The sequence below is a fragment of the Tenacibaculum ovolyticum DSM 18103 genome (assembly GCF_000430545.1).
GTDB classification, from domain to species: domain Bacteria; phylum Bacteroidota; class Bacteroidia; order Flavobacteriales; family Flavobacteriaceae; genus Polaribacter; species Polaribacter ovolyticus.
Genome location: NZ_KE387163.1, coordinates 580,896 through 606,694, shown reverse-complemented (window position 1 = coordinate 606,694; position 25,799 = coordinate 580,896). Strand labels below are relative to the sequence as shown.

The window sequence follows — 25,799 nt, the reverse complement described above, 5'->3', positions numbered from 1 at the left end:
GAGATTTTTAAATCTCTCTCTTTATAAAATAATCAACCGTTATTTAATATTATTTTTAGTTATTACCTAAGTTAGCGTATTCTTCTTCAGAAATTTTTCCTGTATGAATATCGTTTAACTCTTCTATTTTAGTTAACATAAATTTATGTAACTCGTCATTTATCTTTTTAGGCTTTTCAAGATTACTTGATTTTAATTTACCAGGAAGAATATAGCTATTATAGTAGTAAAAAAAGTTGTAATCAAGGTCTGCGTTAGATAAAGCACCGTTATTTGCTAATAACCATCCTAATCTTACAGAAGAACGTCTTTGTGCAGCAGTTCCGTGAGATGATCCATTAGAACCAGCTATAGATTGTGCAAAGTTGTATGCAGGAATTACATCAGACCAGTTAGTAGTATAACTTCTTCTTAAGAAATATCCAGCAAATCCATCTGCTTCTAATTCTGTATTAGATGCTCCAGTTACTGAAGGATATCCTTGTCTAAATTGTATTTGATGCGCAACTTCGTGTGCTACAATATATGCTACAGCAGATCTTCCGTAGTTTAAAGCTCCACTCAACATTTGTTCTCCCCAGATAATATAACCTGCTGAATAAGATAATGCATTAAATGTACCGTCTCCTCCTGCAAAATAAAGAGGTACATTAGATATACCAAAAAGACTTGATGCTTTGTTATTTTGTTGCTTTAAGAAATTTGTTTCACTAGCATTTACTATAGTATTAGCCCAATAAGAATTAGGCCCAAATTGAGATACAGTAGCACAGTTGTGCATTGCATTGTGATTATTTATTTCACTAGGCAAAAGACCTGTTTCTGGTGAATTAGCGTTTAAGTCTAAATCTTTTTCTATTTCTTGTTTGTCACAACTTTGTAACGAAACTAAAATAGCTAACGTCATTAATTTAATAATTTTTTTCATTTTTGGAAGGGTTATGAATGTTATGGTTGATTAAATTATTGGCGAATATAGGTATTAAGTATTGTTTTCTCTAAAAATTAATAAAAAAAATACTAAAAATTTAATTATTTAACAAAATTGCAGTTTTTTGTTTTTAAGGGGGATGACTAAATAATAGATGTAATATATTTTATTATAAAATAATTGAATGTTGAATTAACATTATTTAGATAGTATTTTATAGGGTTTAATTTATATTTTAATCAAACCTTTTTAGGAGAATTGTAATTGTTTTTGGTATAATTTTAAAAGAAAGAAGAGAAGTTTATCAAGTTTTTTGATAACAAGTAAGTAGGCTGTTTTAGTAAAGAGGTAATATTAGTTGTGTAAAAATAATTAGGGAGGTAATGTTATTACCTCCCTAATTTATTAAATACTTTTTACAAAGTCCAAAAATATTTTTTTATGAAGTTCAATGTTCATATTTGCAGAAAGGGCTACACGAGCAATATAGTCTTTATCACCTTCTTTCGTTGTTCCTTGAGTAGATGTAGCAGGTATTGTCCAGTAACATCCTTTTAATTGACCGTAACTAACGCAATACTTACTTTCGTTCGGAATTTGATTAATCATTAAATTAATTAATTTTAAATTTAATGCTCTTTTATAAGTTTCTCTCTCTTCATCAGTATTTCCTTTTGTAGGAAGATCTAAAGAAAATACAGAAGGAGTAAACCCCTTTTCAGCTAACTCTTCTGAAACAAAATTTATTTTAGCTTCTGGTAAAATATCATTAATATAATTTACAAACTCACGAGTGTTTTTGTAAGCAGCATCAATTCTTTGATTCATTGATGGCAATTGCTGTGCTAATATTTCATATTGATGAGATGTAGCTTCATTGTCACAAAGAGTAAGATGCAATTCAATTTTTTCAATTAAACTATCTGTTTTCTTATTACCTATACAGTAACCGGCAGTACATTTACCTCCGCTTGGAAATTTAGAACCACTAGCAAAAGAAATAGTACGAACTGTTGATAGTATTTCACCTTCACCTAAAAAGTGAACATTAGGACAAAATGTTTGATCTAAAATAAAAACAGGATCAATAGCTATTTTTCCTGTAGCTGTTTTACGTTCTTTTCCTAAAACTTCTTTTAAAATAATAAGATCTGGAACTTCAACTCTTGGGTTTGTAGGAATTTCAGCAATTATGTACGGAACAGCATCTTCGGTTGCTATTTTTGCTAAAACAAGATCAATACTCTTATTCATGTCATTTCCTCCATCAACAGGTAAATCAACAACATCAACATTATCAATACAAGCAGCAATACGTCTTGCCTGATCGTTTGTTCCACCATAGCAATTCGGAGGAACAACTATTTTAATAGCTTTTCCTTTATGATTTTCAAGGGCATCATGTATTAGGCCCATTAAAATAGCATATTGAATAGATAGGCCACTAGAAGCTACTAATGGTTTTGTATTTGTACCAGTAACTTTTTGAATTGAATCTACAACAGTTGTTTTATCTGTTTCAACATTATTCTTGTTAATATTAAAAGAAGACTCTTTTAATATTGTTTTTAAAGCAGTAAAGCTATTAATGGGAGTCATAGCGATAGTTTCTCTTCTCCTAACATGTTGTATGTCTGAAATGTAATTTTTGTTTTTATCACCATTTATAACTAAAATACTACCTAAATCATTATGAGTATTTATAAAAAAATCAACTTTTGAGGTTAAATTAAAATTACAAATCTCTTCTTGTTGTGAAATAAAAATTACACTGCCATTAAAAGTAGTAATATCTTCTGTTTTCTGAATTTTTTTTAATTCAAAATTATAACCATAAACATTACGTAGTATTTCTGTATTTAGAGTTTTAGGTAATTTATCTCTATAAATAATTTGGGTATTTTTATTTTCTAATAAATTTTTTCTAAGAATTGATAAAACAGGAATGGTCTTAGAAGAAAAACTAATTACGTTTGCCGCATTTATAGCATTTAAATTAGCAATACTCCATTCTAGTACACAAGATAATGGATGACCTAATCGAATATAGTCATAAGCAGTAGGCAGTTGGTTTAATACTGATGCTTCAAAATTATTACTATTAAATAAGTTTTCAAACTGTTCTAAAAATTGAGTTTTAGCTAATTTTTCATCATAAATATCTAACCGATGAGTTGTTGTACTCAGCCAACCAGCTGGCATATTTTTTAATACTTCTTTAATATAATTTTGCATTTTATTTACTTATATTTTTAACCGTTTAATAGGAGTGCAATATACGTTAATTAGATTTTTCTAATTGTTATAAAATGTTAAGTTAGATATAAGGTGTAGCGTTTATTCTTTAAATTTTAAAAGTGATTGGTACTAGGAGATAGAAATGGGAGTAATTACTTAAAGTATAACAAATATGATATGCTATAAGAAGAAAAAATAAAAGTTATCTTATTGGAAGAGGTGGAATTGAGTTGAAGAAGTAGGAGGTAAGTTGTCTTTTTATTGTTTATATAAAATTAACTAATAAAAGAGATTGTGAAAATTATAAATGTATTGTTTAAAATACGAAGTTTATTATCTATGAATATAAACCCATCCTTTTTTTTCTGTAATTAAAGAAGCAGGTGTATCTCCTAATTTTAAAACATAAAAATACGTTCCATCTGGCAACTTATCTGTTTTTTTAAAGGTAGCTCTACCTGATGAAATACCATTCCAATTATTTTTATATTCATCAGTTTGGTACACTATGTTACCCCAACGATTAAAAATAACAAGGTTATTGTTTGAATATTGGGCTACTTCATCAAAAACTAAAAAATCATTAAGATTGTCACCATTTGGTGATATTAATATATTATTACTATCTGTTTCAATAACATCTTTTACAATTGAACCAATTGTAATTACTTCATAATTATCGGGCACAAATACAGCAGATGTAATTTCACCACTAGTTAAATCACCAGTAACATTTAAAACATTTAAGTTTTCCCATCTGTTTTCGGCAATACTCCAACCAACTACGGTTAGTAATGAAACCTGATCAGAAATAGCTGAAATATCACTTCTAGCATCCCAAGTTAATGTAATTCTAGTTTCTTTACTTCCATCTAAATCCCAGAACTCAAGATTACTAATATTCTCAAGCATTACTTGTTTTTGATCTGTTAAAAAGTTTGTAGAAAAAGTAATAGGTGAGTTAGGATCTTCATAAAAATAAGCTCCTTTAAATAAATCGTATTGATTTTTATTTGGTATTCTCATTGGTCGTAGCAAAGTACCATCACCAATTGGAAAAGTAAAACTAGGATCACCACCTCTTATTGAAGAGTAACCATCAACATGTCTTACATCATCTTCTCCTGCATAGCTATCGTAATTAATAAAATCAAGAGAAATGTTTGGATTATTTCTTGGCGTAACCACAGTACCATTTATAAAGTCTAATTGATTTCTTACACCCAAAGAATTTTGAAGTTCTAGGTTATTTGAAGCATCAATCTCAACATCAAAAAATGCTACTCTATTACTACCAGAAATAATTCTAGTTTCAGTATTGGCATAAAATCCAGCAAAACCAATATAATTATTTAAGACACCGTTATTTACAACATCTGTGTGGAAGCCAATTTTGGCTCCATCATGTAATTGCACATTTCCTGAATTAAAAAAGGCTGTTTGTGCAGATAAATAAGATGAAAATAATATAAAGGCTAAGTTTCTCATAAGCCTAAATAAATAAAGGTATTTACTACTAAATAAGGTTGGTAACGTTCAAAAGATTGATCACTACCACCACTACTAACAGTTACAGTATGATTATGATTCCCAGTAGTAGAAGTGTTGGTATTACCACCACCAGCATAAAAAGTTAAATTTCCATCAAAATTATGTCTTACCGGTCGAGCAGCAGCTGTTCTAGGAATTGTATGGTTATGATTTCCATTAGTAGTTGTTGTTGCTGTTGGAAAATTGATGTTAGGTAAATTTGCTTGAACTAATGTAGTATTTACTTGACCTCCGGTTGCTCCAATAGTTTCTCCTCCATTAGGGTGCTTTAATACACGATTGGCTGCATCAGGTAAATTTGTTGGGAAACCTAGAGCGTTTGCAGCAGCTTGTGCAGTTGCAGATAAACTACTAGTAGCTCTACCATCTAAAATATACCAGCCAGCATGATCAGCAGCTTGAACTCCATTTTTAATATCACCTGAAGTTACAGCAGGATTATCAACCCAATCAGTACCAGTAACTGTTGATGATAATATTTGACCAGCAGTACCGTAACTAGGAGTACTATCTCTATATCCACCAGCTACAGAAATATTACCTGTAAGTTGTGTATCACTAGTCTGAAGATTTATAGCAGATGCTGCTACAAGATCTAAAAAACCATCAGATTGTATACGTATAAAGTTAGTGTTACTTATTTGAAACCAAGTGAGGTTAGAAAAATAAAATTCATTTCCTCCACCATTTACAGTTCTATTTGATGTTAATGTACCATTAGTATTGTAAATATTGTCGCTATAATAATCAGAAAGACTTCTCCAAGTACCAGTTGGTATTGGTGCATCATCGTAAATTTTAACTTCACTATTTAAAGTATCAAACCAAATATCACTTTGTAGAGGAGTAGTTGGCTGCGTATTACTGGAAGTTACCTGATTATTGTTTACAGATACAATAGTTCCTTTCTTATCAACAACATTAACTTCTTGTGCATTGATATTTAAAGAGATAAATATCAATATTAAAACTAATATAACTATATGTTTATTGTTTTTTTTCATTTTTTACTATAAAACTAAACTTGTAATTCGAGAAGTAGTTCTTCTGTCTTTATTTAGTATGTAATTTTTTATTTATAACTTTAAAACACTAATAATTAGTGAATAAGTAAAGCTATAAGTGAAGTTTTTAATATACTAGGATCATCTAATTTAATGTTATTAACAGTTCTAATAGAGTTCTTTTGTGTGTTAATATCTACATTGGTTCTATTTATTGGTAGAACCAATGTAGAAGTTTATAATAATTTGACTATTAAATTAATCAAAAATGATTAGTTTATATAGTGTATTTCAATTACATCACCTGCGTATAGAGGTAAATCAGCAGATATGTTTATGTCAATAGATCCAGCAGTAGCTCCTGTAAAATCAGTAGTCCAACGTAATTTCACACCATTTCTGAACACAAACAACTTAGCTTCGTTTGCAGCATTAATAACTGGTAAACCAGCGATAACGATGTTTTGTACACCTGGAGTAGTGTTAGTTGCAGGAGTAGCTTCTCTTCTGATAGCTGTAACTTCAAATAAATCAGAAAGTTGTATTTTTTGAACAGCACCAGTTGCTTCATCTCTAATTAATACAGTGAACCCTGTACCTACATTACCATGAGCTTCACGGTCAACAGCATTTATAGATGCTGTACCAGCAGTTACTAATTCTAAACCATCTAAAGCAAATTCTTTTTGATCTCCAGCGGCAGGAGCAGATTCTCCAACAGCTGTAATATAAGTATTCTCTGTTAAAGTACCACCTAATTGCCAAGTAGTAACTACACCACCAGATGGAGTTGTATTTGTAAAAGAAGTTAAACCATTTTCAGCTTGTAAGTACTTAATTGTACCTTTGTTATCTACTAATTTTACAACACCACCAGCATTACCTAAAGTAGTAGCTGTTTGTACTGTAAGATCACCAGTTGTTGTCTGTGCACTAACAGTTCCGATAGTTAAAAGACCAACGGCAACTAGTGCTATTTTAAATTTGTTTGTAATTGTTCTCATAAAAAATGATTGTTTTAAAGTTTATAATTGGGGTTTATTTAGTAAAATTGAACTATTCTTATTTGATCACCTGAATAGCAAACTGCTTCAGGTTCTATTTCTATTGTAGTTGTATTAACTACAGTAAAATCTACTCGTACACCATTTCTATAGATATTTACTTTCTTAGAGTCTGTAATAACTAATGGAGGTGTAAATTGTACTTGACCATTCGTGGCAATTATTTCAGCTACTTCTTCTCTAAATAAATTAGAAGCACTTATTTTTCGTAATTGACCTGTGGTTCTATTTACTGTTACGATATCATCTTGCGTAACATCACCATTTTGTAAACCGGTAATGGCAAGTGTATTTGTAACATCTGTTTCTATTGTTGTAGGCTTAATTAAGACACCACCTAGTTGAATGGTATTTGTAACATCAACTAAAAGTCCATTGTTGGCAGATGGAGTTGCATTAGAACTAACCCAACCAATACCATCATATGCGTAAATAATCCCTGTGGTACTATCTATATATACATCACCAGCAATTGCATTTGGAGCTGTTGTTGCGTCAGGTATTCCATTACCTCTTCTTGGGTTGTTATCTATTGATATCCAACTAGCACCGTCCCAAATACTTGTAGAGTTGTTTAATGTATCGTTAATCCAAAAATCGCCTAAATTATTAGATGTTGGAGCTGTTGATGAAGTAGTAACGTTTATACCTGCACCTGTATTACATAAACTTCTCCAAGAAGTTCCATCATATATAAAAACACAATTTTGATCAGTATTAAAGATTAAAGCTCCTCTTAAAGGGATAATGGCATTCATCTGAAGATCAGACATACGACTTATAACTAAAGCTTTGTCAATACTTTCTAGTTCTAATATAGAGTTTGAATGTATCGCAGAAGGATTATCTCCTATCTTTACTTGAGCGTAAAGAGAAGTGTTCAATAAAATAAAAAAGAAGAATAGATATTTTATTTTCATACTTGGGGCTGTATATTAACTACAATAATAACTTTTTTTTTGTTATAAAAAAAATAATAGTAATTTTATTTACATTAATGTGACACATGTTTTTATTAAAAGTCACATATACTATTTTAACATATTTTTTTTATGTTTTTAACATGTCTTTTCAATTCTATCATTTCAGAAGTGAATAATTTAGGGCTTTTATATGGTGTTTTAAATTTTTTATTATTTACAATGGCTATTTCATACACATTTCGCCAATGATTTCTTATCGATTTTAGCGCTTTAAAATAGGTATAGTTTTCAGAGTCGTATATGTGTGTGGGTTCTGCTAAGATACCATTAATTTCAAGGATTTTGAAATCAAGGCCATTTTCTAAAGTAGAGAATGAATTGTATTTTAAATCAATCCTACCGTAAAACCATCCTGGAATAGCTTTATTAAGTTTATCAAAAGTTTTAATTAAAGTGTCACTAATTAAGTGATTACCATTAATGAATTGAGTTCCTTTTGAGTGATTTCCTATTGCTGTAAGTTTTACTTTTTCGTTTTCTTTAGGAATGTTATTTAATTGTTTTTGATGAATTTCAGAAAACAATTCAAGATATAAACGAGCTCTATTGTCTTTTAATATTAATTCTTTTAAAGTATCTTTTCCATTTCCGATAACGAATAAAAAACGTTTTAGAGTTATGGAGGTGATTTTTCCTGTTTCATTTTCAGGATTACGATGATAAAAAATACCACATTCATTCTCATAATCAAGAAACTCTTGTACGATAATATCAATAGGGTATTTTTTTAGGTAATTCTTTAAAGCTATTTCAGAGTTTATTTTCTTTACCAATAAACCTCTGAATCCAATATCTGGTTTAGCGATTAAAGGGAATGTAATTTTTTGTTCTTGAATATTAATTAGAACATTATGAAAATCAGTATTAGGTTTTACGAGTATTGATTTGGGTCTGTATTCTTTAGGAACCAACATAATCGTTTCGTATTTACTTTCTGTACCATTTCCAGAGCTTTTTATACATGGATTTGCTGCACTAAAAAAAGCAAGGTGTTTTGCTTTAAATGCTAAGTAAAAAGCATAAGGCAAATTTGGAACGTAAAACATAGCTGTTGGCCAATGCTCCCAATTTGTAAGTTTTTCTATGGTATTGTTTTTTCTCAAATTATTGTTGAAATAAGTTGTCTAAAAAAGCTTTTATTGTTTTAAATCCGAAGTATACCGTAAATAAAATTAAAAGTATACCTATCGTTAAAAAAGTATAGGCTATATAAATTTTAGGGCTTTGTGTATATATTTTTAAAGCTTTAAAGCCAAAACTTAATATAATTGGTGAAGCAATTAAAAGTCCTAATAGTATTAAGAACTTTTTTACAACTTTATCAAAAGTATCTGATTTACCCATTATTATAGTTTTTAATTACTTTTCGTACGCTTCCGTATTGCCTTAATAATTGACTCGCAGTCTCTTTGTCGATATTTAATTCTGAAACTAACATTTTTTCACCTCTATCTACAAGTTTACTGTTCGAAAGTTGCATATCAACCATTTTATTGCCTTTTATTTTACCTAATTGAATCATTGTAGCTGTTGAAAGCATGTTCAATACTAGTTTTTGAGCTGTTCCTGCTTTCATACGAGAACTACCCGTTACAAATTCAGGGCCAACTACAACTTCTATAGGGAATTTAGCTGTTAAACTTAAAGGGCTGTTTTTGTTACAAGTAATACAGCCAGTAACAATGTTATTCTGGTTGCACTTTTCTAACGCTGTAATTACATATGGGGTTGTGCCTGATGCTGCAATACCAATAACAACATCTTTATTTGAAATGTTATGCTTTTGTAAATCTAACCAACCTTGTTCTATTGAATCTTCTGCATTTTCTACAGCTTTTCTTATGGCTATATCTCCACCGGCAATGAGTCCGATTACTAATTCATGAGGAACACCAAAAGTAGGGGGGCATTCACTAGCATCTAAAATTCCTAATCGACCACTAGTACCAGCACCAATATAAAATAATCGACCACCTTCTTTTAGTTTAAAAACTATTTCTTCAGTTAATTTATTTATTTGCGGTAACGCTTTTTCTACAGCGATAGGTACTGTTTTATCTTCGTTATTTATATTTAATAATAATTCAGAAATACTCATTTTTTCTAAATGATTGTATTTTGAAGATTGTTCTGTAGTTTTTATAAAGCTCATGTATCAAATTTAATAAATATAATATAGCATAGCATAAAAAAAGCAGGTGATTTATCACCTGCTTTTATAATAAGTGTAGTCTACTATTAAATACGTTCTAAAATAGCATTTAAAGTAGTACTTGGTTTCATTATTAAATCAGCTAAATTATCAGTAGGTTCATAGTATCCTCCAATTTTAGCTTCTTGTCCTTGAACTTTGTTTAACTCAGAAACAATTAAAGTTTCATCAGCCTTCAGTTTTTCAGCAATAGGAGCAAATTGAGTTTTTAAGTCAGCTTCTTTATCTTGTGAAGCTAAAGCTTGCGCCCAATACATTGCTAAATAGAAATGAGAACCTCTATTATCTAGTTCACCAGTTCTTCTTGATGGTCCTTTTTTGTTGTCTAATAATTTATCAGTTGCATCATCTAAGGCTTCTGCTAATACTTTAGCTTTGTTATTGTTATTTGTTTCTCCTAAATGCTCTAAAGAAACTGCTAATGCTAAAAATTCACCTAAAGAATCCCAACGTAAGTGATTTTCTTCGGTTAATTGTTGTACATGTTTTGGAGCAGAACCACCAGCACCTGTTTCAAATAATCCACCACCATTCATTAAAGGAACGATAGATAACATTTTTGCAGAAGTACCTAATTCTAAAATAGGAAATAAATCAGTTAAATAATCACGTAAAACATTACCTGTAACAGAAATAGTATCTTTTCCTTCTTTAACTCTTTCTAATGTGTATTTAGTAGCATCAACTTGAGATAAAATTTGAATATCTAAACCTGTAGTATCATGATCTAGTAAATATTTTTCTACTTTTTTGATGATTTCAGCATCGTGTGCTCTTTCTTTTCCTAACCAGAAAATAGCTGGAGTTTTAGAAGCTCTTGCTCTTGTTACGGCTAGTTTTACCCAGTCTTGAACAGGAGCATCTTTTGTTTGACACATTCTCCAAATATCACCTTCTTCAACTTCGTGAGAAATTAAAGTAGTTCCGTTAGAATCGATAACATTCACAGTACCATTAGAGGCTACTTCAAAAGTTTTATCGTGAGAACCATATTCTTCAGCTTTTTGAGCCATTAAACCAACATTAGGAACAGTTCCCATTGTTGTTGGGTCGAAAGCGCCATTCTTTTTACAAAAATCGATTGTTTCTTGATATAAACCTGCATAAGAACTATCAGGAATTATAGCTTTCGTATCTTGTTGTTTTCCTTCTTTGTTCCACATCTGTCCAGAAGTACGAATCATTGCAGGCATAGAAGCATCAATAATAACATCTGAAGGAACGTGTAAATTGGTAATCCCTTTATCAGAATTAACCATAGCAACATCAGGGTTATTAGCATAAATAGCTTCGATATCAGCTAGTATTTCTGCTTTTTTATCAGCAGCTAACTCATCAAGATTGTTTAGTAAGTTTCCAAAACCGTTGTTTACATCAACACCAATTTCTTCGAAAGTAGCATTGTGTTTAGTAAATAAGTCTTTAAAGAAAACACGAACAGCATGACCAAAAATAATTGGATCAGAAACTTTCATCATTGTTGCTTTCATGTGTAATGAAAGTAACAAATCTTTTTCTTTTGTATCAGTTATTTGTTCTGCTAAGAAAGCTAATAAAGCTTTTTTATTCATAACAGAACCGTCAATTACTTCACCAGCTAATAAAGAAACTTTTTCTTTTAAAGTCGTTGAATTACCGTTAGTATCAATATGTACAATTTTTACATCAGTAGCGTTGCTTATTGTGGTAGATTTTTCGGTATGTGCAAAATCACCATCACTCATAGTTGAAACATGAGTTTTAGAATCAGAACTCCAATCACCCATTGAGTGTGGATTCTTTTTTGCGTAATTTTTTACTGCTTTTGGAGCTCTACGATCTGAATTACCTTCACGTAAAACAGGGTTTACAGCTGAACCTTTAATTTTATTATAACGAGCTAAAATAGCTTTTTCTTCTTCAGTATTTGCTTCTTCAGGAAAATTAGGCAAAGCATATCCTAAAGTTTGTAATTCTTTAATAGCAGCTTTTAATTGGGGAACTGAAGCAGAAATATTAGGTAATTTAATAATATTAGCATCTGGTTTTTTAGCTAAATCGCCTAAAAAAGCTAAAGCATCTTCGACTTGTTGTTCTTTAGTTAAAAAATCTGAAAAATTAGCTAGAATTCGTCCTGCAAGGGAGATATCTTTAGTTACAATTTCTATGTTAGATGATTTTGTAAAAGCTTTTACAATAGGTAAAAACGAACGAGTAGCTAACGCTGGAGCTTCATCCGTTTTAGTGTACATGATTTTAGCAGTTTTGCTCATATTATTAGTTGTTTTAAAGTGGTATTAATTAAAATACGCACAGTAATCATTAAATTGAAGTACTGCAAATTTAAGAATTACGGATGAGTTTTTTGATGCTAAAATGTTATTAATTCATGTGTTTTACTAAGGATTTGATAAAAAAACAATCGTTTTTTAAGTTTTTGTTATTGTATGTAGAAGGTTTGTTGTGTGTTGTAATGTTTAAATGCCTTTTTAAAGAGAGTATTTAAAGGTGTAATCGTATTAAAATAGAGTTTTAAACATAAGAATTGTTGTGATTTCAATGTGTGGTAAGTATTGATGATACTATGTATTTATTTAAAATAGTTAATGTTATTGTAGTAAATAGTTATTGATAGTAACAAAAAAAAGCATCATAAATAATTATGATGCTTTTAATTTCTTGAGTAAGAAGAAAGATATTAGTTTCTTTTTTCTTTAATTCTTGCTTTTTTACCAGTAAGACCTCTAAAGTAGTAAATACGAGCTCTACGAACACTACCTTTTTTGTTTACTTCTATTTTTTGAATAGCAGGTAAATTAATAGGGAAGATACGTTCAACACCTACAGTACCAGACATTTTTCTAATAGTAAAAGTTTCAGAAGCACCAACACCTCTTTTTTGGATTACAACTCCTCTAAAGAACTGAGTACGAGTTTTGCTACCTTCTTTAATTTCATAATACACAGTTAGAGTGTCTCCAGCTGCAAATTCTGGTAATTCGTTTCTTGTTACAAATTCGTCTTGAACAAATTTTACTAAATCCATTGTAATGATATTTATATGATTGTTTAAAGCAACATTCACGATTTTCGTCAGAGGTTGATTTGTGGCTGCAAAATTAAGGATTATTTTTTTGAATGAAAAATTAAAGTTGTTTATTTTTTATACTGATAATTAGTACAGTACTAAACTTAAAACTTGCATGTTTCTTAATATTTAAAGAAAAGTGTAATAGTTTTTATTTAGGCTGTTATTTTTAATAAATGTTATGTTTAGTCATCTAACAAATCAGGTCTTATATTTTTAGTATGTTGATATGCTTTTTCACTTCTCCATTCATCAATTTTAGGGAAGTTACCAGAAAGTAGTATATCAGGAACTTTTAAGCCATCGTATTCTGCGGGTCTTGTATAAACAGGAGGAGATAATAAATTATCTTGAAAAGAGTCTGTTAAAGCAGATTGTTCATCACCTAAAACACCGGGAATTAAACGAACAACCGCATCACATAAAATGGCTGCTGCTAATTCACCACCTGTTAAAACATAATCACCTATAGAAATTTCTCTTGTAATAAATTTATCACGAACACGTTGGTCAACACCTTTATAATGTCCTGTTAAAATAATTATGTTTTCCTTCAGAGAAAGGGTATTAGCAATAGATTGATTTAAAGTCTTTGCATCAGGCGTCATATAAATAATTTCATCGTATGATCTTTCTGCTTGGAGTTTAGAAATACATTTATCAATAGGTTCTATCATTAAAACCATACCAGCTCCACCGCCAAATTGAGTGTCATCTAATTTTTTATAAGAACCAATTCCGTAATCACGTAAATTATGAAAATGAATTTCTGCTAAACCTTTGTCTATAGCACGTTTCATCATAGAGTGTTCAAACGGGCTTTTTAATAAATCTGGTGCTAGGGTAATAATATCTATTCGCATGTGCGCAAAGATATATTTTTTAATGGGATATTAAGATGTAAATATTTTTTTGAATTTACTAGGAAGTTCCTTTGTAGCGATAACTTGCTCTTTTGTAAAAGGATGTGTGAATTTTAAAGTACTTGCATGTAAATACAAGCCTTTTCCTTTTAAAATTAATCCATCAATATAATGTTCTTTATCACCTAGTATGGCATTTCCTATATAAAGAATGTGTTTTCTTAGTTGATGTTTTCTACCTGTTAGAGGCTTTAGTTTAACTAAGTTTAAACAATTAAAACGTTCAGAGAATACGGTTTTTATAACTTTATAAGAAGTAAACGCATTTTTAAAATCAATAGGAGAATTAACTTCTCCGTTATCTTTCATTTTACCTATGGTAATTGCGTGATATGTTTTTTCAATTTGTTTATCTTCAAACAACTTATTTAAAGCAATAATGCTTGCACTTGTTTTTCCTATTAATAAAAGTCCACTTGTTGGATAATCTAATCGATGTACAGGTCTTGGGCGTACAGCATCAGGTAAGTTACTTTTACTTAAGTTTTGTAATAAAGCATTATCTATAGTTGCAAAAGAATTACCACTAACTAAAATTCCAGAAGGTTTATAAACTATAGCCAAATAATCATCCTCAAAAAGTATTTCTAGAGGAAAATTAAATTGTTTAAAAGTAGCACTTTCTTCTGTTTTATATAATTGTATACTCTCACCTCCTTTTATAAACAGGGCAGTAGTTGCAATTTTACCATTAACATAAACTAAATCTTTTTTAATAGCTTTTTTAATTCCTGATTTTGTTGGCGTAGTTTTAAATATACCAACTCCATATTCTTGTAGTCGAATTGCTTTATCTAATAAAGGAACTTTATGTGATTCAGAAATTTTCAAAAAATAAAATTTAAATGAAGAATGGTTTACTCTGTCAAAATTAAACAAACCGTTTTAATTAGTCTCTAGTTTTTTAATGATAAAATAGCTTTATCATTAAAAATAAAACACTCTTGATTGTTATACATACGTTTAAAGAAAATTATTTAAATTTTAAGAAGTTAATTAATAATTTAGGATGTGAAATACATTAATACTATATGAAAATTAGTAATAAATATTAAAAAAATACATAATGAAAACATATTTACATAGTCTATTAAAAGAAGAAGAAGATCCAATTGATAAAAAATACTTAGAATATATTCAAAACGGATTTCCAGAAAGAAAAGGAGATAAAAAAGATATTTTAGTTGTTGGTGCTGGAATGGCAGGTATGGTAACTGCTTCAATCTTAAAAAAATCAGGACATAATGTTACCATAGTAGAAGCGAATACTCGAATTGGAGGAAGAATAAAAACATTTAGAAATACGGAAGAGAAAAAATATTGGGAAGATCCATCATTATATGCTGAAGCTGGAGCAATGCGTTTACCTGATTTTCATTATATGTTAATGGAATATTGTAAGCAGCTTGATGTTGATTTAGAACCGTTTTATTATGTTTCTGTAGATAAAAAGGAAGCTCTTAAAAACAAGGAAGAAGCTTATGAAAATTATAAAAAATTCAGTTTAACATTTCCTAAGAAAACATTTAACTCGTTTTTATTTGTTAATTATAAACAGGTACGACAAAACGTTTATAATAAAAGTACTAATATAAATGAGTTATTAAATTATAATTTACAAGAAAGTGTCGATCCAGCAGTTTTAGGAGAAAATCAAAATGCGGGTGACTTGCTAACCAATGCAATGCAGCCTCTTATAGATTTTATAGCGATTAATCCTATAGAGAATTGGCCAAAATTAATAGAGAAGCTAGGGGAATATTCGATGCGTAGGTTTTTAAAGGAATTCACAAATTACTCAGAGAATGCCATTGAAATGATAGGAGTGCTTCAGAATTTAGAATCGCGTATGTCATATGATTTTATTCAAAGTTTTATTGAATCTAATATTATTAAAAACGATACTGTTTTTTGGCAGGTAATTGGAGGTACAGATGTAATTACAGAAAAGTTCTACGCAAAGCATGAATTAGCAAAAATTACTCATTTGGATACTAGAATGACTGATATTTATTTGAGAGATGGAAAAGTGAAAATTTCTACTGAAATTGAAATTAAACGAGAAGCATCGTATTATGAAAAAAGGGGATATAAGAAACAAGAAGTATCAGTTTCTGACATGGAATTTGACGAAGCAATTGTTACCGTCCCTTTTTCAGCATTAAGAATGGTACATATTTGGCCTGAGTTTTCACAGGGAAAAAGAAAAGCAATCCGAGAACTTCATTATGATGCTGCAACAAAGGTTTTAATTGAATTCAAAGAAAGATGGTGGGAAAAAGCTCCATATGATATTGTTGGAGGAGGAACTATTACAGATTTAGCAAATCGTTTTATATACTATCCAAGTCAGGATATAAATGGAAAAGGTCATGGATTAATGTTGGCTTGTTACTGTTGGGCTGATGACGCTAGAAAATGGGATTCTATGAGTCATATGGACCGATATATTTATGCATTAGATAATATCGCTGTCGCGCATGCGCCAGATGATTTAAAGGAACAGCAACGTATTAAAAACCTATCAGTGTTTGATCCAGAAGCACCAGAAGCAATAGGATATGTAGATAAAATAAAAGGAGCAGCTACTGTGGCTTGGATGCAAAATCCATATGCTTTTGGTGAGGCAGCTATCTTTTCACCAGGTCAATTGAATTTATTACAGGCTGACATTGAAAAACCAGAGTGGAATGGAAAAGTGCATTTTGCAGGAGAACATGCCTCTTTAAAACATGCTTGGATAGAAGGTGCTATAGAATCTGGAATTCGTGCGGCATTAGAAGTAAATGGAACTCCCGTAAGCTTTTAAAAATAGTTGTCTATTAAAAATGATGCTTAAAAAAAACTGAAATAAACTAAACTAATCTAAACATAAAATGAAAACGAAACTAGAAACAGCAATACCAGCAGGTTGGATTGGTGGATTTGCAACGTCAAACCCTGAATTTGCATATCCAAATCCAGATCTTAGTTCATTACCAATGCCAGATAATATGTTGAATATTGATAAACTTCAACGACAACAAGCGGTGAAATGGCCGGAATTTAGTTGGGAAACACAAATGGGAAAACCAAACCCAAGGAGATGTTATCAAATGTTTGCTCCAGATATTTCAAGAATTGGATATACTGATACAGGAAAGGTATATTCTATTATTTGCCCACAGCAAGGTATTAGTTCTCCTTCTTTGGGAACCTTAAATGTAGAGGTTACAGTTACAGGTACAAGAGGTTGGGTAAATGAAGATAATAAAGAATTGGCTGCCGATATGGGAGTTGTTGGTAAAATATGGTTTAGCCCAGGAGCAAAACAAAATTTTATAGTAAAGCAATTGTGGGATCATTTTGAAAAAAGTTACTTGCCTTTTCCTTCAAAAAAATCACAAGCAATAGTTGTTTTTACAAGTTTAGTTGGAGATCCTGAACAACCAGTATTTCCTTTAAAAAAAGGGCAGAGTAGTGGTTTTCCTATCCCTGATTTTGCAAAACATGAAGAAGAAGCCTGGACTGTAGGTAATTTAAATGTACAAATTGGAGCTATTAAAAAAACAGGATATCCAGTAGTAGATGAATTTAACAAATTCATTATGGATGTTTTTAATTTAGGGTCTGGTAATATGTTGCAGAAAGACAATATACTCACATGGAATGTTTGGTTTACTCAACCAGCGTTAGTTGATCAAGACGAATGGGCAAGCCATGCAAGAAAGTGGAGAGAATCTATTGATGCCGACCATGGTTCTCCAGAAGGTCCAGGAACAATAGCAAGATATTATGATGGAACACCTTTTAAAGTCGGTTTGGGTACTTTAAAAGAAGATGTAGAAAGTGAATTGCTTAAAGTTACAGAAGAGACTATAAAAAAAGAAGAGCATAGTAAGCTTTTTAATTTCTTAGAAAAAATTGAAGGAGAAGAGAAAGATAAAATCCTTGCTGCTTTAAAAAAATAAATATTAATTAATAATACAGAATAAAATTTATTCCCCCTATAATTATGAAAAACGATATGTATAAAGTTAAAATTGACCAAGAAGCGATTGATAATTTTAAAAAAGCTTTTTGCGATTGTATAATAAAACCAAATTTTTGGCAACCCTCAGGAGATGATTCATATAATGAATTAAGAAAAGTTTTTAATAGAAGATTCGACTTCATGCCTTCTTTAATTATACAGCCGCATAACACAGAGCATGTGGCTATAGCAACTCAATATGCAACGGACAATAATATACAAATTACTGTAAAATCTGGAGGCCATGACCATGAAGGAGAATGTGTAGCTACAGGAAAAGTATTGATTGACTTTGCTCTAATGAATAAAACTGATGCTTCTTTAAAAAAATACCCTATAGATAGAGGAGAGGTTAAACAAATAAGTATTCAACCTGGTGCAAAATTTAAAAGTATAAAAGAAGTATTAGATAAAGAACATTTAGGTATTCCACACGGAACATGTCAAAGTGTTGCCATCGCAGGATATACGATGGGAGGAGGCTGGGGGCCTTGGACTCGTAAGTATGGAATGGGCTGCGAACGATTAATGGGGGCAACCATAGTTTTAGGAAATGGAACGGTAAAATACTTAGGGTCTAGTGCTTTTTATAATAAAGAAAAAGCTAATAATGGGAATATTGAAGGTGCTGAAAGTAAATTATTATGGGCAATCCGTGGAGGAGGAGGATTAAGTTATGGTATTGTAACTGAGTTTTTCTATGAACCTTTTGAATTGCCAGAGATAGCTTCTAGTTTTCATATTTCTTATAATATGCTTCCTGTATTCAAAAAAATAAAAGCGACAGCAGTTATTGAAGCATGGGAAAGTATAACAGCACCAGGAAAAAATAATCAACTTATAGGAACTAACTTAAAAGTTGTAGCAAAACAGGTAGCCAGTAAAAAGGAAGTGTCTGAAAATGCCGTTTTAGACTGGACACTAAATGGACATTTTGGAGGAACTCGTGAAGAGTTGAAAACGATGATGATTGAATGGGGTAGTTATTTGGTTAAATTGATAGAAAATGATCCTGATTTTAATAAAGAAGAAAAGGCAGAGATGATAACTGCTGTTATTGAAGGATTAAAAATTAAGTTTGATGAATTAACTAATGATACACATATTTCAACTTTTACTAAAGGAGCTACTAATGGATATCCATATACTTTTGAGTCGTGGGATAGGTATTCTGTTACTGCAAAAGAAAATGGGTTGAGTTTAGAAACTGATTGTCCTGCTCCTCATAAAATTACATCGAGAATGCCAACAAATAGTTGGGATGACAAAAGTAGGGAACAGTTAGTTTGTTCGTTACAATCAACGTTATTAAAAGGAATTGAAGAAACGAATATCTCATCATATATTACTTTAGGAGCTATTCAGGGAGACTTTTATGCTACTAAAAATGCTAGAGAAAAATCTGCTTTAAAATGTGCTTTTCCGTTTCAGGAGAGAGCCTTTACAATTCAATACCAAACATGGTGGGATATGCCTACTCAGACTGAAAGTGATTGTAAATGTAAAATGGATGAAAATACAATCGATAAAGTAATTCCAACACGATTTTATTCTAACAGGGCTTTAGATTGGATGGAAGAGTGTCGTGATTATATAATAAATGAAACTAATGGTTCTTTTATTAGTTTTAAAGACGCTTCTGTACCGACCAAAAATTATTTTGTAGATAATTACGAAAAATTAATAGGTATAAAGTTGGATTATAGTGAAGATAAAAAATGTATTTTTAAATCAAGAAAAACTATTTTATAAAAACGAACCAAATATCGTTAATAATGAAAAAACAGATATCAATATTTATTCTTTTAACAATCTCATTCTTTAGTTATAGTCAGCCAAAAAAAGAAGTAAAAGTAACAAGTGATGTTCCGTTATTTGTTTATGGTATTGATATTTCTAAGTATCAAGGTGATGAAATTACTGAGTTAAGTAAACAAAAAGATAGTTTAAGTTTTATCATTTGTAAAGCTACTGAAGGAATTACGTATACTGATCCGAAGTTTAGTTATAATTGGAAAATGATTAAAGAAAAATCATTTATAAGAGGAGTTTATCATTTTTATAGAAGTGATGATGATCCTATAGCTCAGGCCAATCATTTTACAAATACTATTGGAAGTATTAAAAAATCAGATATTCCTCCAATAATAGATTTTGAAGCAGGGGGAATTGATGTATCACAATCTGTAGAAGAAGTTCAACATACATTAAAAATATTTATTAACCAATTAGAGAAAACACTAGATCGTAAACCTATAATATATACAAGTGTTTTTACAGGAAATAAGTACTTGAATGATTCTTTTTTTGCAAATTATAAATTATGGATAGCTAATTATAATGGAGAAAAATCTCCTGATTTACCTAATACTTGGAAAGAAAAAGGATGGTTAATATGGCAGAGGTCTGATAGCTATAAGCTTGATGGTGTAACTGATGATTTAGACATGTTTAATGGTAGTTTAGAAGAATTTAAAATATTTATTAAAAATAGCAGTATCAAATAAAAATAACTTTTACATATTATTTTTGGTTTAAAGACAGTTTTATTTTTTGTAATCTTGATAAAAATCAAACTGTTTTAGTGTTTTTTTTAATAATTAGAAACCAAGTGCTTTGTCATCTCCTCTAGGATCGGCTCCACCTTCTAGTTTTCCATTAGGTAATATTAAAATGGCTGCAACCTTTCCGATTACAGGTGAGTCTTCTTCGTTTAAAATATAACCAGTTTTTTGTAAGTTTTGTTTAACCGTGTTGTTAAATTTATTAGGTTCCATCATAATAACATCAGGTAACCATTGGTGGTGAAATCGTGGTTGGTTAACAGCTTCTTGCATTCCCATTTTAAATTCATGTACGTTTAAAATGGTTTGTAAAACAGAAGTGATAATTGTTGAGCCACCAGGTGTTCCTACAACCATCCATAATTTTCCGTTTTTTTCGACAATAGTAGGAGTCATTGAGCTTAACATTCGTTTTTCAGGTGCAATTTCGTTTGCTTTAGCTCCAATTAAACCAAACATATTAGGTGTACCAGCTTTACTACTAAAATCATCCATTTCATTATTTAAAAAGAAGCCTAAATCTTCACAGTATAATTTTGAGCCAAATGCCGCGTTTATAGTAGTTGTTGCTGATACAGCATTACCGAATTGATCTACAATAGAGTAGTGAGTGGTTTCGTTACTTTCAACCATTTCTACACTTCCATAAGAAACATCTTTAGAAGAGGTTGCTTTATTAAAAGAAAAGTTATTCATTCTTTCTTTTATGTATTCTTTACTTGTTAAAGTTTTTAAAGGAATTTTTACAAAATCAGGATCTCCTAAAAAATGACTTCTATCTGCATAAGCACGTCTTTCAGCTTCTGTAACAACTTGTATTGTTTTTGTTGTGTTGTGTCCGAATTTATCTAAGTTGTAAGGTTCAATAGCATTCATAATTTGAGCTAAACAAATACCTCCACTAGAAGGAGGTGACATAGATATAATACGTAAGTCATCATATTTAAAAGTAATAGGTGTTCTCCATTTTACTTCATATTTAGCTAAATCTTCTTCGGTTATTATCCCCCCATTTTCTTGCATAAATTTTACAAGACGTTTTGCCGTATCTCCTTTGTAAAACTCATCACGTCCATTTTCTAAAATACGAGTTAAGGTATTAGCTAAAGCATTGTATTTTATAGTATCATTTTCTTTCCAATTTTTAGAAAAAAGGATAGAGTCTTTATTTGCTTTAAGAAAAGATGGTTGATGTTTTTTTATTTTGTAGGCTTGTTTTTTTGTTACAATAACACCTTTTTTTGCTAATGCAATTACAGGTGTTAAAATATCAGAAATAGGTAGTGATCCAAATTTTTTATGAGTGGCAAAAACTCCAGCAATTGTTCCTGGTACACCTACGGCCATTGCACCAAGTGTACTTTTGTGTTTTATAACATTGCCATTAGTGTCTAAATACATTTTTTTTGTAGCGGCAATAGGTGCTTTTTCACGATAGTCTAAAGCGCCAATTTCTCCGTTTTTATTTCTGTATACCATAAAGCCCCCTCCGCCAATATTGCCTGCATACGGGTAGGCTACAGCAAGCGCAAGTTCTGTAGCAGCCATTGCGTCAAAAGCATTTCCTCCTTTTTTAAGAATATCATTTCCTATCTTAGAAGCTTCTTTACGAGCAGAAACAACCATGGCTTTACTTGTAATTAATCCAGTTGTTTTTTCTTTTTTTATAGCTGTTTTACAGCTTAATAAATTAATAAGTAGAAAAGTAAAAAAAAAGCCTTTTTTCATGGTTTTAAGTTGTTAGATTTATTTTAGAGTCACAAAATTTACGTAAGTCCTCAAAAAAAAGTGTGAAATCATTTTCAAGTAATTGATAGTGAACTAATAGGTCTTCAGAAGCTAAATTCATTTGTGATTTTCCTTTAGTGCGTTTATTCATTCCGTTTAATACTTCTTGAATTCCATTAGCAAATTGATAATTATAGAGCCAGTTGTATTTTGTTAAAAAAGGAAGTATTTCTTGTGTTTTTTCAGGAAGAATGTTGTAGTTGTCTTGTAATAACTTATAAACAGATTTAACGTAAGTGTTTAACGGTATTTGTGAGTAGGTATTCCAGTTTCTGGCTAAAAAATGATCATAAAAAATATCGATTATTACTCCGTCATAATGGCCATAACGTTCATGTAATCTACGTTTGCTTTTTCTAACAATATCATGAGTATCTGTAAAAGTATCTATTTCTCGGTGTAAAAAAATACCTTTTTGTATTTCTTCTTTGTAATGAGAAAACTTATTACCTCGTATATGGTCAGCAATAAAATTACCAATCATTAAATCTGTATTATTACCAGAAAGATATAAATGTGCTAAAAAATTCATTTTATAAATGTAAACAAAAAACCACAACTGATATGTTGTGGTTTTTATTAATCTACAAAAAAAGTTTTTCTTAATGATATTGGCTTTCCTTTTTGAGTAAAACCTTCTATTTCTATTTCGAATTCTCCTGAAACATCTGATGTGTAAAAAGTAATTTCTTTCGTAGATAAATCAATGTTGGGGTTCCAATATAATTGGGTTCTATAATCAGGAATTCTTTCGTTCTCTCTTTTATGTTTTTGGAAGAAATATTTTTTTTTAGGTTGTGGTTTTAGTATGTTAAATTCCTTTAATTGTTTTTGGTTAGGTAAATAACTTCTTTGATATGTATCTATTATAACAATTCCTTGATATATACCACTACCATAAAAATATTTGTTATTAATAATGGATATGGTATTTATTCTTTTTGGATTAAAATCCATAAAATCATTATGATTATATATAATATTTCCATCTATGATAAGTAATGAAGGTAAAGAACTTAAATTTTTATCATCAGAAATACCAAATACATGTATTTGGTAATTATTATTCTTTTTTGAAATATTAACTTTTTTAATGATTTCGATAAAAGTCTTTTTTACTGAATTAAACCTTTTATATTCATCTAATTTGTATACTATTTTATTATAATCAAAAATAGATTTTTTTCTTGTAGCACCATAAATAGAATCTTTTTTAATGCTATAATATGCGTTCTCTATTTGTAAATTTAAACTTCTATCTCTAATAATTTTAGAAATAGTATCGTTTAAGTATATTTCTTTAAAATTTACGAATTTTTTTTCGAGAGAATTATTAAAACCTAGATTGAGATGGTAATCATCAAAATTATCATCTAAGATTTGAATTGCAATTGTGCTATTTCTAATATTTTTAATATTAAAGTAAAATTCACCTAGTTTATTTGTTATAGCTGTTTTTGGGAGGCTATTATCATTTTTTATAGATAAACTTAATCTAATATTAGAAACTTTATTGTTTTTAAAGTTTTTTGAAACTATCTTTCCTTTTATAAGTGATCCTCTTAATTCGGGTAGATAAAAATAATTACTCTTGTGTTCTTTCTCAAAGCTAGTTAAGATTGAGCTATAGTTATTTTTCCTTTGCAAATTTAATTTTTCCTTTTTTTTGATTGAAATAGAAAAGTTTTTTACATTTTTTTGAATAACAAGAGGAAGGTCTAATAATACTTTTTCTCTTTTTGAATATGTCTTACTATTTTTAGAAGAAATGGAGTCTAATTTTTTAAAACTTTTAAAAGTTTTATGTATATTATTATCTTCTCTTATTTTTTGTGAAAATGGATTTACAATGAATATATCTTCTTCATAAAACAACTGTTTATTTCTCATCCATTGAGTATAAGAAATTAATTTATACGCCCCAGTTTTAATAGTTGTGTTTAAAAAAAAATCACCGTAACCAGAACTTTTAATAAGATTAATTTTTTGTTTTACAATGCTTTTATTATCAGAGTTTATTAATTCTATATATGCAACTTTACTATATGTAGATAAAGAGTTTTTAATTTGGTCTAAACAATAAATTTTATAATATAAAGTTTCTCCGGTAAGTAAGAAGTTAGAATTTGAATGAACAAAAATTTTTTCTTTAGGTAAATCATTTAAATTATTAAAAAGAGATGACTTTTTCTCTTGTGCTATAATTAAAATACAAGAGAATATTGTAATTATAGAGAATATTTTATTTTTCATGTTTATTTTTTAATCGATCCAAAAAGTAGGTTTTGTAGCAGGTCCAATATGAGTGCAATCGCCACATATTTTTGAAATTAATATATACGGTTTGTTTGGGGGAGGGATAGGGGGGAAATTTGGGTGGCCCTGAAAGATATAGTTTTGTAAACTATTTAACATAGGAGATTTTCCAGAGGTATCTGTTATTAATGGCTGGATTAAAGAATTAGAGCAAACACTTCCACTTGTATTATTGTAGTTAACAAATGATTTGTTCGAAGTTATTTCATTTCTGTTAAAGAATACTCTCTTTTTAGAAACGGTTGATACTTCAAAGAAGCCAATAACTTTATCTCCAGATAACGAGCTAATATTACTTAGTATTTCACCAACCTGAACTTGTGAAAAGATATTGTCAGGGTTTGAAAATTTATTTAATAATTCATAATAATCAAAAGTTTTTTTATTTAATACATATTGTTTTAAAAGTATGCTATATCTAATACCAATTAAGTAATTATTTAAAGGAATCGATCTTACAGGAAATCCTAATACTTTGTCTTGTGATAATGTTTTAGTTTCTGTTAAAATTATACTTTTAGGTTTTCTAGTTCCATAACAAAAACCAATTCCATCTTCTATAGTCTTAGGTGCTAATTCAAATTTGTAAGGAGGGGTGTCAGAAATAATAATTATTTTTTCATCATTCCATACTGAAGTTTTAACTTTAAATGTTTCCTCATATTCATAGCGGTAGAATTTACCTTCAATATTAGAGTTACCAATACTATTTGTTTTTACTACTGCTTTAATTTCATTTAATTCACTTTTTTCAACATCAATATAAATATCTTTTATTCCAGAAGTTAAAGGTAATTCTTCAGGTGTAGAAATGTATTTTATGCCATTATTTGTTTCAATTTCTAAAGTATAAGTTTTGTTAGGTTCTGCTTTGAATTTATTAATAGATTCATAAATACCATTTCCTGTATCTTTGAAAGTGTAGATTACATTATTACTATCGGTTATTGAAACCAAAGCATTTTCTTCGGGGTCTATACCAGTAGAATCAATTCTAATAGTTTTTGAAATGTTTATTGTATGATTTTTAAACTCATCAGTAATTGTAGTATTAATAACGATGTGGCTTTCAAATGTAATGTCTTCAAGTTTAAGTGGTTCTATGCAACTTGAGAAAGACATAAATATCATTATTATATAAAAGTA

Annotated in this window: 21 protein-coding genes; 4 read left to right on the top strand and 17 right to left on the bottom strand. The window is 29.7% G+C overall.

All coding sequences use genetic code 11. From position 1 onward, the window contains the following. Positions 1–55: 55 nt before the first annotated feature. The 13 genes from H518_RS19825 to H518_RS0112775 form a co-directional block, all read right to left on the bottom strand. Entirely contained in the window at positions 56–928 is an 873-nt protein-coding gene (locus H518_RS19825; RefSeq protein WP_051263764.1) for a neutral zinc metallopeptidase, read from the bottom strand. Between the two features lie 408 nt (positions 929–1,336). Then, positions 1,337–3,166: a PLP-dependent aminotransferase family protein gene (locus tag H518_RS0112830; protein WP_028889435.1), complete on the bottom strand. Its 1,830-nt coding sequence runs from the start codon at positions 3,164–3,166 to the stop codon at positions 1,337–1,339. Positions 3,167–3,502: 336 nt separating this feature from the next. Beyond that, entirely contained in the window at positions 3,503–4,657 is a 1,155-nt protein-coding gene (locus H518_RS0112825) for a gliding motility-associated C-terminal domain-containing protein (RefSeq protein ID WP_028889434.1), read from the bottom strand. Next, a complete protein-coding gene (locus H518_RS0112820; protein ID WP_028889433.1) occupies positions 4,654–5,724 on the bottom strand; it encodes a hypothetical protein in 1,071 nt (356 codons plus the stop codon). Before H518_RS0112820 ends, H518_RS0112825 begins: the two co-directional genes overlap by 4 nt. Before the next feature lie 272 nt (positions 5,725–5,996). Then, the gene (locus H518_RS0112815) at positions 5,997–6,728 is read right to left on the bottom strand and encodes a hypothetical protein (protein WP_028889432.1); all 732 of its coding nucleotides are present in this window, start codon (positions 6,726–6,728) and stop codon (positions 5,997–5,999) included. Positions 6,729–6,766: 38 nt separating this feature from the next. Next, positions 6,767–7,708 (bottom strand): hypothetical protein, encoded by a 942-nt coding sequence (locus H518_RS0112810; protein ID WP_155995224.1) that lies wholly within the window; start codon positions 7,706–7,708, stop codon positions 6,767–6,769. A gap of 116 nt (positions 7,709–7,824) precedes the next feature. Then, on the bottom strand, positions 7,825–8,874 hold the full coding sequence (locus H518_RS19820; RefSeq protein WP_051263763.1) for an ATP-grasp domain-containing protein: 1,050 nt from the start codon (positions 8,872–8,874) through the stop codon (positions 7,825–7,827). 1 nt (position 8,875) lies between these two features. After that, positions 8,876–9,115, bottom strand: a complete 240-nt coding sequence (locus tag H518_RS19815) for a DUF6095 family protein (protein ID WP_051263762.1) — start codon at positions 9,113–9,115, stop codon at positions 8,876–8,878. Next, positions 9,108–9,923 (bottom strand): N-acetylmuramic acid 6-phosphate etherase, encoded by an 816-nt coding sequence (gene murQ, locus H518_RS0112795; protein ID WP_028889430.1) that lies wholly within the window; start codon positions 9,921–9,923, stop codon positions 9,108–9,110. The genes H518_RS19815 and murQ overlap by 8 nt, the downstream gene beginning before the upstream one ends. A gap of 86 nt (positions 9,924–10,009) precedes the next feature. Further along, positions 10,010–12,235, bottom strand: coding sequence for an NADP-dependent isocitrate dehydrogenase (locus H518_RS0112790; protein WP_028889429.1), 2,226 nt, complete (start codon positions 12,233–12,235; stop codon positions 10,010–10,012). A 425-nt stretch (positions 12,236–12,660) separates the two neighbouring features. After that, positions 12,661–13,008, bottom strand: coding sequence for a 50S ribosomal protein L19 (gene rplS, locus H518_RS0112785; protein WP_028889428.1), 348 nt, complete (start codon positions 13,006–13,008; stop codon positions 12,661–12,663). Positions 13,009–13,235: 227 nt separating this feature from the next. Then, a complete protein-coding gene (gene trmD, locus H518_RS0112780) occupies positions 13,236–13,913 on the bottom strand; it encodes a tRNA (guanosine(37)-N1)-methyltransferase TrmD (protein WP_028889427.1) in 678 nt (225 codons plus the stop codon). A gap of 30 nt (positions 13,914–13,943) precedes the next feature. Next, positions 13,944–14,804: an RluA family pseudouridine synthase gene (locus H518_RS0112775; RefSeq protein WP_028889426.1), complete on the bottom strand. Its 861-nt coding sequence runs from the start codon at positions 14,802–14,804 to the stop codon at positions 13,944–13,946. A gap of 235 nt (positions 14,805–15,039) precedes the next feature. Here H518_RS0112775 and H518_RS0112770 point away from each other — a divergent pair, with 235 nt between their 5' ends. From H518_RS0112770 to H518_RS0112755, 4 genes are all read left to right on the top strand, one after another. Beyond that, the gene (locus H518_RS0112770) at positions 15,040–16,782 is read left to right on the top strand and encodes a flavin monoamine oxidase family protein (protein ID WP_028889425.1); all 1,743 of its coding nucleotides are present in this window, start codon (positions 15,040–15,042) and stop codon (positions 16,780–16,782) included. A 67-nt stretch (positions 16,783–16,849) separates the two neighbouring features. Next, positions 16,850–17,923 carry a hypothetical protein gene (locus H518_RS0112765; protein ID WP_028889424.1) on the top strand — a complete coding sequence of 358 codons (1,074 nt, stop codon included), beginning with the start codon at positions 16,850–16,852 and terminating at the stop codon, positions 17,921–17,923. A gap of 44 nt (positions 17,924–17,967) precedes the next feature. Further along, a complete protein-coding gene (locus tag H518_RS0112760; protein ID WP_028889423.1) occupies positions 17,968–19,737 on the top strand; it encodes an FAD-binding oxidoreductase in 1,770 nt (589 codons plus the stop codon). 23 nt (positions 19,738–19,760) lie between these two features. After that, on the top strand, positions 19,761–20,492 hold the full coding sequence (locus H518_RS0112755) for a GH25 family lysozyme (RefSeq protein ID WP_028889422.1): 732 nt from the start codon (positions 19,761–19,763) through the stop codon (positions 20,490–20,492). Between the two features lie 93 nt (positions 20,493–20,585). Here the strand turns inward: H518_RS0112755 and ggt are convergent, their stop codons facing one another. Genes ggt through H518_RS0112735 form a run of 4 tightly spaced genes read right to left on the bottom strand, consistent with a single transcriptional unit; the run spans position 20,586 to position 25,775 of the window. Further along, positions 20,586–22,277 (bottom strand): gamma-glutamyltransferase, encoded by a 1,692-nt coding sequence (ggt, locus tag H518_RS0112750; protein WP_028889421.1) that lies wholly within the window; start codon positions 22,275–22,277, stop codon positions 20,586–20,588. 4 nt (positions 22,278–22,281) lie between these two features. Then, positions 22,282–22,869 carry an acyl carrier protein phosphodiesterase gene (locus H518_RS0112745; protein WP_043706904.1) on the bottom strand — a complete coding sequence of 196 codons (588 nt, stop codon included), beginning with the start codon at positions 22,867–22,869 and terminating at the stop codon, positions 22,282–22,284. 47 nt (positions 22,870–22,916) lie between these two features. Next, positions 22,917–24,590 (bottom strand): hypothetical protein, encoded by a 1,674-nt coding sequence (locus tag H518_RS0112740; protein ID WP_028889419.1) that lies wholly within the window; start codon positions 24,588–24,590, stop codon positions 22,917–22,919. Positions 24,591–24,599: 9 nt separating this feature from the next. Further along, complete coding sequence (locus tag H518_RS0112735) at positions 24,600–25,775, bottom strand: DUF4249 domain-containing protein (protein WP_028889418.1); 1,176 nt, start codon at positions 25,773–25,775, stop codon at positions 24,600–24,602. Positions 25,776–25,799 lie beyond the last annotated feature (24 nt).

What these genes read in the sequence shown, in the direction of transcription:
- H518_RS19825 (WP_051263764.1), bottom strand. Translation starts at nt 928, where the DNA reads ATGAAAAAAATTATTAAATTAATGACGTTAGCTATTTTAGTTTCGTTA.
- H518_RS0112830 (WP_028889435.1), bottom strand. Translation starts at nt 3,166, where the DNA reads ATGCAAAATTATATTAAAGAAGTATTAAAAAATATGCCAGCTGGTTGG.
- H518_RS0112825 (WP_028889434.1), bottom strand. Translation starts at nt 4,657, where the DNA reads ATGAGAAACTTAGCCTTTATATTATTTTCATCTTATTTATCTGCACAA.
- H518_RS0112820 (WP_028889433.1), bottom strand. Translation starts at nt 5,724, where the DNA reads ATGAAAAAAAACAATAAACATATAGTTATATTAGTTTTAATATTGATA.
- H518_RS0112815 (WP_028889432.1), bottom strand. Translation starts at nt 6,728, where the DNA reads ATGAGAACAATTACAAACAAATTTAAAATAGCACTAGTTGCCGTTGGT.
- H518_RS0112810 (WP_155995224.1), bottom strand. Translation starts at nt 7,708, where the DNA reads ATGAAAATAAAATATCTATTCTTCTTTTTTATTTTATTGAACACTTCT.
- H518_RS19815 (WP_051263762.1), bottom strand. Translation starts at nt 9,115, where the DNA reads ATGGGTAAATCAGATACTTTTGATAAAGTTGTAAAAAAGTTCTTAATA.
- murQ (WP_028889430.1), bottom strand. Translation starts at nt 9,923, where the DNA reads ATGAGCTTTATAAAAACTACAGAACAATCTTCAAAATACAATCATTTA.
- H518_RS0112790 (WP_028889429.1), bottom strand. Translation starts at nt 12,235, where the DNA reads ATGAGCAAAACTGCTAAAATCATGTACACTAAAACGGATGAAGCTCCA.
- rplS (WP_028889428.1), bottom strand. Translation starts at nt 13,008, where the DNA reads ATGGATTTAGTAAAATTTGTTCAAGACGAATTTGTAACAAGAAACGAA.
- trmD (WP_028889427.1), bottom strand. Translation starts at nt 13,913, where the DNA reads ATGCGAATAGATATTATTACCCTAGCACCAGATTTATTAAAAAGCCCG.
- H518_RS0112770 (WP_028889425.1), top strand. Translation starts at nt 15,040, where the DNA reads ATGAAAACATATTTACATAGTCTATTAAAAGAAGAAGAAGATCCAATT.
- H518_RS0112765 (WP_028889424.1), top strand. Translation starts at nt 16,850, where the DNA reads ATGAAAACGAAACTAGAAACAGCAATACCAGCAGGTTGGATTGGTGGA.
- H518_RS0112760 (WP_028889423.1), top strand. Translation starts at nt 17,968, where the DNA reads ATGAAAAACGATATGTATAAAGTTAAAATTGACCAAGAAGCGATTGAT.
- H518_RS0112755 (WP_028889422.1), top strand. Translation starts at nt 19,761, where the DNA reads ATGAAAAAACAGATATCAATATTTATTCTTTTAACAATCTCATTCTTT.
- ggt (WP_028889421.1), bottom strand. Translation starts at nt 22,277, where the DNA reads ATGAAAAAAGGCTTTTTTTTTACTTTTCTACTTATTAATTTATTAAGC.
- H518_RS0112745 (WP_043706904.1), bottom strand. Translation starts at nt 22,869, where the DNA reads ATGAATTTTTTAGCACATTTATATCTTTCTGGTAATAATACAGATTTA.
- H518_RS0112740 (WP_028889419.1), bottom strand. Translation starts at nt 24,590, where the DNA reads ATGAAAAATAAAATATTCTCTATAATTACAATATTCTCTTGTATTTTA.
- H518_RS0112735 (WP_028889418.1), bottom strand. Translation starts at nt 25,775, where the DNA reads ATGTCTTTCTCAAGTTGCATAGAACCACTTAAACTTGAAGACATTACA.